This is a genomic window from uncultured Odoribacter sp. (genome assembly GCF_937966165.1).
Classification (GTDB): domain Bacteria; phylum Bacteroidota; class Bacteroidia; order Bacteroidales; family Marinifilaceae; genus Culturomica.
Genome location: NZ_CALCLB010000012.1, coordinates 70,495 through 85,165 on the forward strand (window position 1 = coordinate 70,495; position 14,671 = coordinate 85,165).

Below are 14,671 nucleotides of genomic sequence, written 5' to 3' on the forward strand. Positions count from 1 at the left end.
CATTCATATCCGGTATCCGAACAGATGGGAAGTATGGCAGGCAGACTGTTTGACATTCTGCTTGGTTTTAACAGCACAGCCCCTGAAGAAGAGGCATTTTTCCCATCTTGCGCCGGGCTGTTCGCTTTAAGAAAGACGATAATGAAAAGGTACTTTTCATGCTTTTATTTTTTATTACAAATGTAGGCTAAAGCTTGTAAACGAAAGCTTTTATAGGATGGACAAGGATGGACACTAATAGCCCATTCCGGGACTTCGTTTGGCCATTTTTCAGACGTCTAAAAATAGCCACGATTTAGCCACAAATTCGGGGTATTGTATGGCTTTCAGGATAGACAATGCAGAAAAGAAAAACTCCTGCAACATTTTGATATTGCAAGAGTTGTCTGTTTTTTGTCGCCGTTTGGCGTTTCTTTGTGATCCGCCTGGGATTCGAACCCAGGACCCCAACATTAAAAGTGTTGTGCTCTACCTACTGAGCTAGCGAATCGTCGTTTACTTTCGAAACGAGGTTGCAAAGATAGGGAGATTTCTGTTTTATGCAAAAAAGGATACGCCTTTTTTACGTCTTTGCCCTAAAAAGTGTTACGGAAATCACTGAAGGTACAGAATAGTAAAATTTAGTAAGGAACAGACATACGGACTCTCATAAAATTGTTGTAACTTATGAAAGCGAATCTGTAAAAAAGTGTGTTATGTTACTCTACTATTACGAAAGGAAAGGATTACTGGTACTGCTCCTGCTGGTAAGCTGCCTTATTATTCTGCCCCGTCAATTGAGGCAAAAGAAACAGGAAGTATTTGTATTGGTTCCTCCCTCAGAAGTTCCGGATAGCCTTTTCAATTATCCGGTAGTTAAGCAGGAAGAACCGCTGGAACTGAATACGGCAGACAGTTGCGCTTTGGTTGCAATCAGAGGAATCGGACCTTATTATGCTTCCCGCATTCTCCGCTACCGGGAACGCCTGGGAGGGTATTATGCCGTACGCCAATTAAAAGAAATAAAAATGACCTATTTTAATGTGGATTCCTCTGCCCATCTCTTTACAGCCAACGCGCAACTGATCCGTAAAAAGGATCTCAATACGATGTCATTTAAAGAAGTCCTCCGCCATCCCTATCTCGATTACGAAGAGGTAAAGCTGATTTTCAATGCAAAAAACAAGTATAAAAAGATATCTTTCGATACCCTGGAAAAAAGAAAAATTTTACCGTTGTATAAACTTAGAAAAATAAAACCGTATTTCCGTTAATTTTATAACTTTGTCGAAAATGTACGAAAAAGATAAAGGTTCACTATGAAAAAAATTCTCCTTACGCTGGCTATCATTATCGGTTTATTACTGGTTTTATTAATTACGATTCCCCTTTTCTTAAAAGGAAACATCAAGGAAATTATTGAAAACCAATCGGCCAAATATTTAAACGCTGAGGTGCGGATTGAACAGATCAATCTGAGTATGTTTAAAAGTTTTCCGGCCTTAAATGTAGATGCCAAGCAGGTAGATATTATCGGGAAAGATGAATTTTCAGGAGACACCCTCGTTCATCTCCCCCTTTTCAGAGCCTCTGTGAATCTGATGTCCCTGATCAAAGGGGACGAAATCATTATCCAGCGGGTTTTATTAAAAGATGCCCAATTGAAACCGGTAGTTTCCGCCGAAGGACATCCCAATTGGGATATTGTCATCCACAAAGAATCTGCTGAAGCCGCCACGACAGAAGAGGTTAAGGATAAAAAAAGTACGGATAACAAAACCCTCCGGCTAAATGACATTACGATTGAGAATCTTACTTTGTCCTACGCTGATTATCAGACTTCAACTTTTGCCGGTATCGAAAGCGTTAACCTCAACTTTTCCGGGAATCTATCGGATACACATACTTTGCTCGACATCCTGCTCCGTTTACAAAACATTTCTCTCCGTCAGGGGAATAATCTATGGATCAATCATACGGATTTAAACTGGGAAGCCGGAATCGTCGCCAATTTAAAAGAAATGGAATTTGACATTCAAAAGAACAGCTTGTCTGTCAATGACCTTCAACTGGATCTTACCGGAAAAATCAGTAAAGCCGGAGACCGCATCGGAATGGATTTGCAACTGAATGCGCCCGACACCCGTTTTGAAAACTTATTGACGCTTCTTCCCAAGCAATATCAGGAATACCTGAAAGGAATAAAGACAGCAGGCGATTTTACCCTGCAAGCCCGGGCTAAAGGGGAATATTACTCCAACCATCTCCCCGGCTTAGACATTCACTTTGCTGTCAATAACGGAGAAATTCAATATCCGCAGCTTCCGCAATCCCTCGACCAGATCAATATGAAGTTGCACATCACCAATCCCGGTGGACCTGCAGATTCTACCTTATTCGATTTAAATCAACTCTCTTTCCGTTTAGGCAGTAATACATTCCATATGCACTTGTTGGTCGCCGGGACTGAAGATCCCCGCTTACAAGGAGGCGCAAAGGGAATAATTGATTTCAGCCGATTGAAGCAGGCTTTGCCTCTGGAAGATATTGATCTTCAGGGCACCGTGACAACCGATCTCTCGTTCAATGGAAGATACAGTTTTATCGAACAGAAAAAATACGAGAAATTCGTTACAAAAGGAAGCATTCTTCTGAACGATATTCTCTTCGTAAATTCAGAATTTCCGGAGGGAATCTCTATTCCGCAAGGGACCATTTCAATCACTCCGGCCAGTCTGGAACTCAGTAACCTCCGTGCAAAAATTTATTCTTCCGATTTTTATCTGAAAGGTAATCTGTCCAATTATATTCCCTATTTTCTGAAGAATGAAACGCTAAAGGGGAATTTTGTCCTCACTTCCGACCGGGTAAATTTAAATAAATTCGTCCGTCCGATAAATCATTCTGCCGATACTGCAACTCTTGCAGAAAAGGAGAAAGAAGAGACGCTTGGACAAGCCCCTCAAATTCCGCATAATCTGGATATACAATTAAATACCAGTATAAAAACGGTGCTGATCGACCGGCTGACCATCCAAAACGTCAAGGGGAAAATCCATCTGGCTCAGTCCGTTGCGGCCTTAAACAACCTGAGTATGGATCTTTTAAAAGGCAGTATGGTCATGAGCGGGGAATACAATACCCGGCATCAGGCTTTACCCCGCTTCGATTTTCAACTGAAAGTTTCTGATTTCGATATACGGGAAGCATATGATTCTTTCTCTTTTATTAAGAAAAGTATTCCCATAGCCATGAATTGCAGCGGAAAAATATCTTCCAGCCTACAGTTGTCGGGAGGCCTGAATTACAGAGATATGTCTTTACTGATGAATACGGTCAATGGTGCAGGAAATATCCTTTCAAAAGGGATTTTAGTAACGGACAATCCGGGCATGAAAAATCTGGCCTCCATACTTAAAAATGAAGAATTGAGCCGTCTCAGCATCAGTTCACTCAACATTTTCTTTAAAATCAATAACGGAAATATCACTATAGAACCTTTTAAAACGACTTTGGCAGGAAATCCTGTCACCCTATCCGGAACCCAATCTGTAAACGGTAATATCAATTACCTATTATCGATGAATGTCGACCGGAAATATTTTGGAAAAGACATTGAAAATCTGTTGCAGGCTATTCCGGGAGGCGCGAGCATTAAAAACCTGGATATCGATGCAAAAATTACAGGTACCTTGGACAAACCCGAAGTGAAACCCGATCTGACAAAAGCCATCAATGCTGTGAGAAAGGCTGCAGAAAAAGATTTGAAAAATAAAGCTTTAAAAGGATTTGAAAAATTGTTCAAGTAAAAGCAGCAGAAAAACTCAAAAGATGCTTATTATCTCGTTTTAAAAGGAAAGATTTTATACCTTTTCCAGAACAAAACGGATTCCTGCCGGAGCAAACACTAGCGGCTAAAAAGAGATATCAGCATCAGGAATTCCTGAAACAGCGGGTTGAAAAGGGACTGTTTCCTGTACAAAAGCAGCAGTAAGGTTTAAATATTTCAGCAGCCGGCCATATAGATTTATTTATCAAAGCCGGGACGACGGAAAGCAGCCGCATTGGGAAAACAAAGATTAATTTCAGCTTTTAACTGGTTTAATACAACCAACAGATGAGAAATATCTTTTTTCAGAGAAGGACAATAATTCCGCATGCCCCTCCATGCCCTTTCGGAACGGGCAATACTGATTAGTGCTACCTTTGCCGATCCATTACACTCCATTTCCCATACATCGGTGGAAAGGAAACTGTCTCGGCGGATATATCCGTACAAGGCCCGGCGAACTTTAGGCTGTATGATGTCCAGATACCAGTTTATCACATCCAGTAACCGATTGGTGATGAGAGTCTCCTTTTCTTTTTCCTGCCATTCCTTTTCGTCCAATATTCCAAATATGATATCCAGGCATTCTTCTGCCAAAGCCTCATATATCATGCACATTTTTATCATATCGGAATATTCCACAAAAGACTCTGCCTCTCCTCCTTCTTCGGCTAAACTTCCTTCCCCTTCCAGGAAATCCGGCTCATCATTTTCCAAGGTGTACAAATCCTCCACTTCCATTCCCCTTTCCCTGGCCAATTCTTCCAAAAACTCATACGTGGAATCAAAAAAGAGTTTTAAAAACTCCCAGACATTTTCATTTTTATTGAATAATCCTTCTTCAAAATTGCCATTCTTCCTTTCTTCTACTTTTCTCTCCATTACATAACTCAAACACCTGGACTTTAAACGGCATTTTTCGCACCAATGATCGCAAAAATTGTAAACACCCGGAATAAAACCGGCATTCAATAAATTATCTGATCCCTGTTTTGACACAACAATTATTTTTCCTGGAAATTATTGATTTGCAAGTAAATTAACACACACATTTCCGACCTCCGTCCGTAGAAATTTAAGACAAAGATAGTTTATACAAAGAAATTAACCAACAAGAATGCAATTCTTTTCCGGGAACTCCCAAAATTGAAAGTCATTTTTCGATTTTACCTTTCCGTCAGTAAAGGTGGTCTTTTCTTTTTCCGCTTATGAAAGCAGGAAACCGGCTGCTCCGGACTGTTTATTCCTCCACCTGACGTATGGACAATCCTATTCTTTTTCGTTCCAAATCGATCAAAACCACTTTTACCCGGACTTGCTGATGCAGGCTCAACACATCGGCAGGATTTGCAATATAACGACCGGCAATTTCCGAAATATGGACCAGTCCGTCCTGTTTCACCCCGATATCGACAAATGCACCAAAGCTGGTTATATTGGTTATAATACCCGGTAATACCATATTTTCTTTCAGATCTTCTATCTTCGAAATCCCTTCTGCAAAACTGAAAACCTTCGCCATAGTCCGGGGATCCCTTCCCGGCTTTTTCAATTCTTCCAGAATATCTTTCAGGGTTAAAATCCCGGTCTTTTCATCTATATAGCGTTCAGGCTGAATGCGCTCACATAACTTTTCATTTCCTATTAATTCCCCTACTTTTACCCCCATATCCCGGGCTATCTTTTCGGCAACATAATAGGACTCCGGATGTACAGCCGAATTATCGAGTGGGTTTTGCGCATTCTCTATTCTCAGGAAACCGGCACATTGCTCAAATGCCTTCGGCCCCATACGCTTTACCCGTTTCAACTCCTCCCGGCTCTTTATCGCTCCCTTTTCCCGTATATATTCCACAATATTTTCTGCCAATACCGGTCCTAATCCCGAAACATAAGTCAATAAATATTTTCCGGCTGTATTAACATTGACCCCCACTTTGTTTACGCAAGATTCCACCACCTGATCCAAAGTTTCTTTCAACTTTCCCTGATCCACATCATGCTGGTATTGTCCGACGCCTATCGATTTCGGGTCGATCTTTACCAGCTCCGCCAAAGGATCCATAAGGCGTCTCCCGATAGACACCGCTCCCCTTACCGTAATATCGTATTCCGGAAACTCTTCCCGGGCAATTTTCGAGGCCGAATAAACAGAGGCTCCGCTTTCGCTTACTACAAATACCTGTACCGCATGACCGTACTGCAAATTTTGGATGAAGCGTTCCGTCTCCCGGCCGGCAGTTCCGTTTCCAATAGCAATCGCCTCAATTCCATACGTTGCCACCATATTCATCACCTTAGCCGCTGCCTGCCTGTATTCGTTCTGAGGGGGATGCGGATAAATATTCTCATTGTGAATGAGTTTTCCGGTCTCGTCCAGACAAACGACTTTACAACCGGTCCTAAACCCCGGATCTATTGCCAAAACCCTTTTATTTCCAAGAGGAGATGCCAGTAGCAACTGCCGAAGGTTTTCAGCAAACACGCGGATGGCTTCGATATCCGCTTTCTGTTTGGCTAAAGTCATATACTCCGCTTCAATCGAAGGAAATAACAGCCTTTTATACGCATCCTTTATGGCAAGACACACCTGCCGAGTACTTTCATTGTTCCCTTTTATAAATATTCTCCCGATTCCTTCCAGGGCTTTTTCATTTTCTACTTCCAAATTCACCTTCAGGAAACCTTCTGCTTCTCCCCTCCGGATAGCCAATATCCGATGAGAAGGGCAATGTTTCAAAGATTCCCGGTAATCGAAATAATCACTATACTTCTCTCCTTCTTTTTCTTTTCCCTTTATCACTTTAGCGCACAATACAGCTTCCTTTTCGATCAACCGCCGGATCCGGTTGCGGGCTACCTCCTGTTCATTCACCCATTCAGCAATAATATCCCTGGCGCCTTGTAAGGCTTCTTCTTCATCCCGGACTTCCCCTTTCACAAAACGGATGGCTTTCATTCCTACATCGCCTGCTTCCTGTCGCATCAAAAGAGCAGCCAAAGGCTCTAAACCTTTCTGACGGGCTTTTGCTGCCCGTGTCTGCTTCCTTGGCTTATAAGGCAGATAAAGATCTTCCAAAACGCGCAACTCCCCGCATTCTTCTATCTGCCTCTCCAGTTCTTCCGTCAGCTTATCCTGTTCCCGTATACTCTCCAGTACCACAGATTTCCGCTTTTCCAGTTCCTGAAATTGAGCATACAAAGTCTTTATTTCTGTAATACGGACTTCATCCATATTTCCGGTCATTTCTTTCCGGTAACGTGCAATAAAAGGTATCGTAGCCCCTTCTTCCAATAATTGAAGCAAATTCCGAATAAAACGGGGCTCTCCAACTACTCTGCCGGCAATAAAATCCACCGGTTTTTTATAATTTTCCGTCATGTAAACAATACTATTATTATCTTTGTTATTCATAAGCTTCTCAAGCAGACACCTTCCGGTTTATTTACGGCAATTCCGGGTGTTTTTCTCCATTAAATCTCCTTTTTGTCCTCTGTTTTATGAATTTTCTCCCCAAAACAGAAATATTACCTCAAAATCGGAAACAAATATACAAGTTCTGCCATTTAATGACTATCTTTACAGTCCGATAATTAAAAGGCAAGTAAAATTTAAATGATTCAGGTAAAAGAGATAAAGAAAAGTTACGGACCCCTTCAGGTTCTGAAAGGAGTGGATTTAAATATACGGGAAAAAGAAATCGTCACTATTGTCGGAGCGAGCGGGGCAGGGAAAAGTACACTTTTACACATTATCGGTACCCTTGATTCACCCGACAGCGGAGAACTCTGGTTTGAAAACACCAATATTGCAACGTTTTCTCCCAACAAACTGGCAGCTTTCCGCAATAACAATATCGGTTTTGTCTTTCAATTTCACCATTTATTACCCGAATTTACCGCCCTTGAAAATGTTTGTTTACCGGCATGGATCAAAGGTAAAAGTGGAAAAGAAGTAGAAAAAAAAGCCCTGAACCTGCTGGAATTGATGGGATTAAAAGAAAGAACCGGCCACAAACCGAACGAATTATCGGGAGGGGAACAACAAAGGGTATCTGTTGCCAGGGCACTGATCAACGACCCCAAAATAATTTTAGCTGATGAGCCTTCCGGAAATCTGGATACGCTCACCAAAAACGAATTACACCGGCTTTTTTTCGCACTGAGGGAAGAACTGGGCCAAACTTTTGTCATCGTTACCCATGATACGGGATTAGCGGAAATGTCGGACCGTCAGATACATTTGAAAGACGGAAAAATTATACAATAAAGAGGAAGAGGCCGGAATCCGGCCACAAACTATATAATTTTATTAAAATTTAGCTTTTAAATTTTAGTTTTCCTCTTATCTTTGCATGATTTAATTTAAGAAATACAAACAAATGTCCGGGAAGACAAAACGGGAAACGGGCATAAACTTAAAAAACATAAAATGAAGTATTCGGATCATTTTGATAAAGTAAGCTATTGTTTAGGCTTGAGTATTGCCAGCAATCTGATTTCATCAGGAGTAAAAACACTGAATGCAGCAGCATTCAACGACGGCCTGTCAACTGTTTTCAGTGGTCAAATGCCGGATATAAGCCCAGACGAAGCCAATAAAATTTTACAGGAATATTTCGAAGCACTTCAGCAAGAACAAGGAAATACGGCCCAGGAAGCCGGAAATAAATTTTTAGAAGAGAACAAAAAGAAAGAAGGAGTAATTACACTTCCCAGCGGACTTCAATATAAGGTTCTGAAAAATGGGAACGGACCGAAACCCAAAGCTACGGATACCGTAAAATGCCATTATGAAGGCCGGTTAATTGACGGTAGTATTTTTGACTCTTCTATCCGCAGGGGAGAGCCGGCAGAATTTCCGGTAAACGGAGTAATTGCAGGATGGGTTGAAGCTTTACAAATGATGAATACAGGTTCGAAATGGCAACTGTATATTCCCTCGGAACTGGCATACGGCAGTCAGGGTGCAGGCCGGAGTATCGGACCGAATGAAACGCTTATTTTTGATGTTGAACTATTGGATATCGTATAATTATAAATTCTAAACAATGAAAACAACAAATTTATTCTTGTTCCTTTGTGCCGGTGTTTTGATGATGACCGGTTGCAACAGCGGATCCCTCAACTCTACTACCCCGGTTTTAAAAACAGCAGGTGATACAGCTTCTTATTACTTAGGTTATCTCCAGGGATCAGGTGTAAGCCAGTTTAAAATGAAGGATTTCAACATGCAATCTTTCGTAGCAGGTGTAAACACCGGTATTGAGAAGAAAGAAATAAAAGCCAGCAATATGGAAATGCAAATGTTCCTGAACAATTATCTTCAGAATTTGCAGATGAAATTAGCAAAAGATAATAAGAAGGAAAGTGAAGAATTTATGGCTAAGAAAGCAAAAGAATCCGGAGTAGACACTTTGGGCAATGGCATTCTTTATAAGGTGGAAAAAGAAGGAAACGGTCCTAAACCGGCTGCTACCGATATGGTAAAAGTACATTATAAAGGAACTTTACCTGACGGAACAGTTTTTGATTCTTCTCTGGACAGAAAAGAACCGGCAGAATTCGCTTTAAATCACGTGATCCCGGGTTGGTCAAAAGCCCTGCAAAATATGCCTGTCGGATCTAAATGGATCATTTATTTACCGGCTGACCAGGCCTATGGTGCCAGAGGAAACCAGCGTATCGGACCGAATCAGGCCCTGACATTTGAAGTTGAATTATTAGACATTGTTACTCCGGAATCACCTGAAGGAGGAAGCAACCAGAACAATAAGTAAATTGTCGGTCAAAAGACAATATACAGAGCTTGGGGCTATAACTCCAGGCTCTGTTTTATTAAAATCAAAGCATCATTTACAATTTTATGAATTACGAAATTAGCGGGAAACTTATTTTTAAAGAAGAAACCCAGCACATTAGTGAAAGATTCCAAAAAAGAGAATTCGTCATTGAAGTGGAAAACGAAAAAAATCCCCAATGGAACGACTTTGTAAAAATTCAGTTGATCCAGGATCGCTGCGATCTTTTGGAGAACATTGCTCTCAACGAAAATATAAAAGTATATTTCAATGTAAGGGGAAGAAAATGGGAAAATAAGGGTCAAATTTCTTATTTCACCAATCTGGAAGGCTGGCGTATTGAAAAAGTCCAGCCTCAAACGCCTGAAAATGTACCTATTCCGGAATACCGTGTTGAGGACATTCCTCCCATGCCGGAAGCCGACGATCTCCCTTTCTGATCTGACGGAAAATCTTTTCGCATAAAGCGGAAGAATTTTGCTGCCGGTAAATAAATATCCCTGAATACGGATCAGAGTATGGCAAAACGACCAATACGCTATCAGTATCCAGGGATATTTATATAAATAAAATTTTCCCTTTTTATTCTGCTGCTTTTAACCGGATTTCCTCTTCTCCTAGTTCTATAAAGCCCTGACGGTATAAAGCTCCGATGGCCTTTTTATAATTCTTTTTACTACATCCGAACAATTTGTAAATAATTTCCGGAGCTGTTTTGTCGGATACGTCCAATACTCCCCCATTGTCTTCCATCTTCTCTATTATTTTCCGGCAAAGGGAATCTATTCCCACATACCCGCCGGGCTGCAAGCGTACGTCAATTTTTCCGTCAGGCCGGACCTCCTTCACATAACCTTTCAGCTTTTGTCCGAGCCGCAAAGGCTGAAAAATTTCATTCCGGTAGATCAATCCCCAATGAGCCTGATTAATAATTACATTAAATCCCAGATCGGAAGGACGGGCAATCAGTAAATCCACCTCCTGTCCCGCTTCATATTCTGCAGCTTCCTTATCCAGGTATTTTTCTATTTTAGAAGTAGCCACGATCCGCTCTGTCTCATCATCCACATAAGCATATACCAAATAAGAATTTCCTTCTGTCATTTTCGTCCGCTGTTCCCGGAAAGGTACCAGCAAATCTTTCCGCAATCCCCAATCCAGAAAAGCTCCTACGCTGCTGGTAGCCACCACTTTCATATAAGCGAACTCCCCAACGGTAACAAACGGTATCTCTGTGGTCGCAATAATGCGGTCTTCCGAATCAAAATAAATAAATACTTTCAGTTCGTCTCCGGGGAAACAATTATCCGGTACATATTCTTTCGGTAAAAGGATTTCTCCCCTTTCCTCCCCATCCAGGTATACGCCAAAATCTACAGCTTTCACCACAGTCAGCGTATTGTATTTTCCAATTTCAATCATATTTCTAATTTGCCGTAAAGATAGGAAATAAAATTGAAACTAAATGCAGAACACCGGAATAAGGCTGATGAATAACGATTTAGACAATCGGCCGGATAAAAAAGGTCCATAAAGGTAAACAGCCGGCTATTCAAACGCCGGAATAAACAAAAGCAATTTTTACAAGACAGATTCCTGCGGATGCTTCGCCGATTAAAGAACTTCCGGTTCCGACCATGGGATACAATCAGTAACCTTTGTTCTGTAATCAGCGAAGCAATAACAGCTTCCGGGGAAGCATTCATTTCAGTATTCTGTAAACCGAAAATTATTTAAAAGCTCTCTCCGACAATCCCGGTCCGTTTAATTTCAATTTATCGAAATATTCCGGCACAGGTCGTCCCATCAACTTATCGACATACATTTTGGCAATATACTGCGATAACATAAACCCATGTCCGCGCATACCTACGAACAATCCCAGTTCCGGGTCGACAATATAGCGGGGTTCTGTATAATAACCTGCCCAAACGGCTTGTATACCTACTCCCGCCAGGTCCGGGATCCATTCCACAAACATCTCACTGACAATTTCCAGAAAAGCCTTGGTATTCAACTTGAGGTTCTTATCGATACGCATAGCATCCAGCTTAGGCGAAGCACATCCGATAATCTGTCCGGTATAAGCAATTTGTTGCCCGTAGACGGCAGAAAATCCCTTATAATCCTGGCGATCAATCAGCATATCCAGATTTGTTCCGTTTTTACCCAGCATAGGCAGCCGGCGGGTAATAAAAGCCTGGTGTCTTACAGGATACAAACCGGCGTCTATTCCCATGCTATCGCAAAGTTTACCCGCTCCGCTCCCCAAAGCATTTACAAAATGCTCTGTGCGGTATTCTATATATTGCTTATCGTGCGTCAGCACCAATACACTGGTATATTTCCCTTCCTTTACCGCTTCAATCACCCGGCAATCTTCCATAACCGTACCTCCGGCTGCAATACCGATATTCCGGACCAGGTCCACCACTTTCCCCGGAGTGGCCTGCCAGCATTCGTCAGAAATTAAAGCAGCCAGGTATTTTTTGGATTTAGGATTAAAATAAGGAGAAATCTCTTCCCGGAATTGCTTCGGGGAAATCATCTCGGCCTTCGACCAGGCCTTACTGGCCTCCAGCGCTTTATAAGTCGCCTCATCGTGTGCAAAATTCACATATTTGATCGGACGGTAGTCGATATTGGACAAATATTGTAATTCTTTAAAAATAGAATGGTTGCGGGTAGCTATTTCCGCTAATTCAGGTAAAGAAAAAGCTGTGCGTCCTCCTCCGATATTCCGCCAGGAAGATCCTCTGTCAGCATTTACCAAAACAGGATTCATACCTGCTTCCGCCATATACCGGAACAAAGAACTCCCTGCTATACCTCCGCCGGCAATAAGTGCTCCCACATCAATTTTCTTAAAACTTTCCCGGTTGGCTACGAGGAAAATATCGCCTTTTTTAGCAGGATGTATTTCTCCCAGGCTTAGCTGATTGGAAAGCGGAGCCCGTGGAGTAGCATCTCCCGTCAGCTCTATTCCCCTACTCCTCAAGGCCTGACGCAGACGGGGAATACAACGTTTCCCGCGGCAGGGGCCCATCCCCAAATGAGTCGTATGCTTGATCTCATCGATAGAAATAAAAGAACGGTCCCCTACGACCTGCAATATCTCCTCCAACTTCACATCGTCGCAATGACAGATATAAGTTTCTCCTTTTTCATCCCGAAGCAAAGGCTTCAGGTCCAAAGGTTCCGGATAAGCCGATTTTACAATAAATCCCCTTACCAAGGTCAGTTCTTCCCCATGTATTGTCAAGGCCTTTACCCGGGCCACATTGGTTTTATTCGGCTTCCGCAATATCTTTTCCAATACGCCCTCTCCCAGTATTTCCCCATTATTGTTGACCAAATACACTTCCTGTCCTTCCTGTGCTTCATATTCTATAGGCAGAAACAACATATCTTTTTTGATGTGATACCCGAAAATAGCCAGTCCCGGACATTGGTAAACACACTCCATGCAACCAATACATTTATCGTAATGAACCGTAGGTACAGCAGAAGTAGAAGATTTTGTAATGGCTCCGTGAGGACAAGCAAAAGAACAGGGATTACAGGCAAATCCGTATAAACAATCAGCTTGTACAAATCCACGGGCCAACATCCGGTCAGTACCGGGCAAATTCGGTTCATCCAGAATTTTCAGCGGATGTTGCTGGGAATCGATATATTCTTTTGACAACAGGAGATAATCGTCATAATTAACATTTACTCCCAGCTCCATCATAATCTGCATTGCCGTATGTCTTCCCTTCAATACAGCACTTGTACCTTCCCCGATGCGGATGGCATCCCCCGCAGCAAAACATTTTCCCCCAAAGACTTCCTTTCCCTTTGTAAGCAACTGATTATCCGGAATAAGGCCTGTACATATATTAATGACATCTATTCCTTCAATAATTTTTTCAGTGCCGGGTACCGGTTTAAAATTCTCACAACGGGCAATCACGGCTCCTACAATTCCGTCCCGGTTTTTATTGGGAATAGCTTTCAGCAAAAGATAGGAAGTCATTACAGGAATAGCTAAACGACGCACCCGGTTGGCCTGCACCGGAAAACCACCCTCCCGGGGCATCGCTTCTATTATAGCCTTTACTTTAGCTCCTGCCTGCATCAACTGATAAGAAGTCAGGTATCCAATATTTCCGGCACCTACAGTCAATACATTTTTCCCCAGCAAAGTCATTTCATTATTCATCATCTTCTGCACGACTGCTGCCGTATAGACTCCCGGTAAATCATCGTTTTCAAAAGCCGGCATAAAAGGCACGGCCCCCGTAGCAACTACCAGATAATCAGCATCTACAAAAAACACTTCTTCTGTGGAAATATTCTTTACTGCTACTCTCTTCCCTTCCAATAAATCCCATACTACCGAATTCAGGTAAATCCCATCTGAATTTTCTCCGGCCAGTGTTTTGGCAATGTCAAATCCGCGCATCCCTCCAAACCGCTTTTCCTTTTCAAAGAAAAAGAACTGATGGGTTTGCATGGTAAACTGACCGCCGATTTTATCATTGCTGTCGAGGACAATATTATCTACACCGTATTTATTGAATTCCTCACGGACAGCCAGTCCAGCCGGGCCCGCCCCAATGATAACCACCGTCGTACGCAATATCTTCTTTTTTTCCGGAACAGCATTGGTTTTCTCTTTCGGCATACATTTTTCCGAAATTTCCTCTACCTCTTTTATTCCATCCACTTTGGTGATGCAAATACGCCGGATTTTCCCATCTACCAACATTTCACAAGCCCCGCATTTACCGATCCCGCATTCCAGCGACCGTTCCCGTCCGTCAAGACTGTGGCTGTGTATAGGATAACCCGCCCGGTGTAAGGCCGCAGCTATCGTATACCCGCTCTCTGCTTCAATTTTCTTTCCATTGTATAAAAAAACAACTTTATCCCTGACAGGGACATCCAGTATAGGGTGATTTTCAATTTTAGACATGGTTTCTCAATGATTTTGATTATTTAGCTGCGTAAACCTAATCTAAAAAAATAAAAAAAAAGCTGACTTTCGTCAACTTTTTATTCCGCTAAAAACATCTTC

General features: G+C 42.0%; 10 protein-coding genes and 1 tRNA gene. 6 read left to right on the forward strand and 5 right to left on the reverse strand.

Features of this window, described 5'->3' with window-relative positions; translation table 11 throughout:
- Nucleotides 1-417 precede the first annotated feature (417 nt).
- Nucleotides 418-490, reverse strand: a tRNA-Lys gene (locus Q0465_RS04155).
- Between the two features lie 205 nt (nt 491-695).
- On the opposite strand from Q0465_RS04155, the gene Q0465_RS04160 reads away from it, so the two are divergent.
- Together Q0465_RS04160 and Q0465_RS04165 are read left to right on the forward strand one after the other, a co-directional pair.
- The gene (locus tag Q0465_RS04160) at nt 696-1,253 is read left to right on the forward strand and encodes a helix-hairpin-helix domain-containing protein (RefSeq protein ID WP_298613227.1); all 558 of its coding nucleotides are present in this window, start codon (nt 696-698) and stop codon (nt 1,251-1,253) included.
- Nucleotides 1,254-1,298: 45 nt separating this feature from the next.
- Entirely contained in the window at nt 1,299-3,788 is a 2,490-nt protein-coding gene (locus Q0465_RS04165) for an AsmA-like C-terminal region-containing protein (RefSeq protein ID WP_298613230.1), read from the forward strand.
- A 218-nt stretch (nt 3,789-4,006) separates the two neighbouring features.
- Here Q0465_RS04165 and Q0465_RS04170 read toward each other — a convergent pair whose 3' ends face one another.
- Both Q0465_RS04170 and Q0465_RS04175 read right to left on the reverse strand, forming a co-directional pair.
- The gene (locus Q0465_RS04170; RefSeq protein ID WP_298613233.1) at nt 4,007-4,807 is read right to left on the reverse strand and encodes a hypothetical protein; all 801 of its coding nucleotides are present in this window, start codon (nt 4,805-4,807) and stop codon (nt 4,007-4,009) included.
- Nucleotides 4,808-5,048: 241 nt separating this feature from the next.
- On the reverse strand, nt 5,049-7,223 hold the full coding sequence (locus Q0465_RS04175) for a Tex family protein (protein WP_298613235.1): 2,175 nt from the start codon (nt 7,221-7,223) through the stop codon (nt 5,049-5,051).
- Nucleotides 7,224-7,424: 201 nt separating this feature from the next.
- On the opposite strand from Q0465_RS04175, the gene Q0465_RS04180 reads away from it, so the two are divergent.
- The 4 genes from Q0465_RS04180 to Q0465_RS04195 all read left to right on the forward strand — a co-directional run bounded on the left by Q0465_RS04180 (nt 7,425) and on the right by Q0465_RS04195 (nt 10,049).
- The gene (locus Q0465_RS04180) at nt 7,425-8,078 is read left to right on the forward strand and encodes an ABC transporter ATP-binding protein (RefSeq protein WP_298613237.1); all 654 of its coding nucleotides are present in this window, start codon (nt 7,425-7,427) and stop codon (nt 8,076-8,078) included.
- Nucleotides 8,079-8,240: 162 nt separating this feature from the next.
- Nucleotides 8,241-8,843, forward strand: a complete 603-nt coding sequence (locus Q0465_RS04185; RefSeq protein WP_298613240.1) for an FKBP-type peptidyl-prolyl cis-trans isomerase — start codon at nt 8,241-8,243, stop codon at nt 8,841-8,843.
- Between the two features lie 16 nt (nt 8,844-8,859).
- Nucleotides 8,860-9,588, forward strand: coding sequence for an FKBP-type peptidyl-prolyl cis-trans isomerase (locus tag Q0465_RS04190; RefSeq protein ID WP_298613243.1), 729 nt, complete (start codon nt 8,860-8,862; stop codon nt 9,586-9,588).
- An 86-nt stretch (nt 9,589-9,674) separates the two neighbouring features.
- Complete coding sequence (locus tag Q0465_RS04195) at nt 9,675-10,049, forward strand: DUF3127 domain-containing protein (protein WP_298613245.1); 375 nt, start codon at nt 9,675-9,677, stop codon at nt 10,047-10,049.
- A 142-nt stretch (nt 10,050-10,191) separates the two neighbouring features.
- On the opposite strand, the gene Q0465_RS04200 is transcribed toward Q0465_RS04195, so the two are convergent.
- Nucleotides 10,192-11,031 carry a S1-like domain-containing RNA-binding protein gene (locus Q0465_RS04200; protein WP_298613248.1) on the reverse strand — a complete coding sequence of 280 codons (840 nt, stop codon included), beginning with the start codon at nt 11,029-11,031 and terminating at the stop codon, nt 10,192-10,194.
- A gap of 307 nt (nt 11,032-11,338) precedes the next feature.
- Nucleotides 11,339-14,569: an FAD-dependent oxidoreductase gene (locus tag Q0465_RS04205; RefSeq protein WP_298613251.1), complete on the reverse strand. Its 3,231-nt coding sequence runs from the start codon at nt 14,567-14,569 to the stop codon at nt 11,339-11,341.
- Nucleotides 14,570-14,671 lie beyond the last annotated feature (102 nt).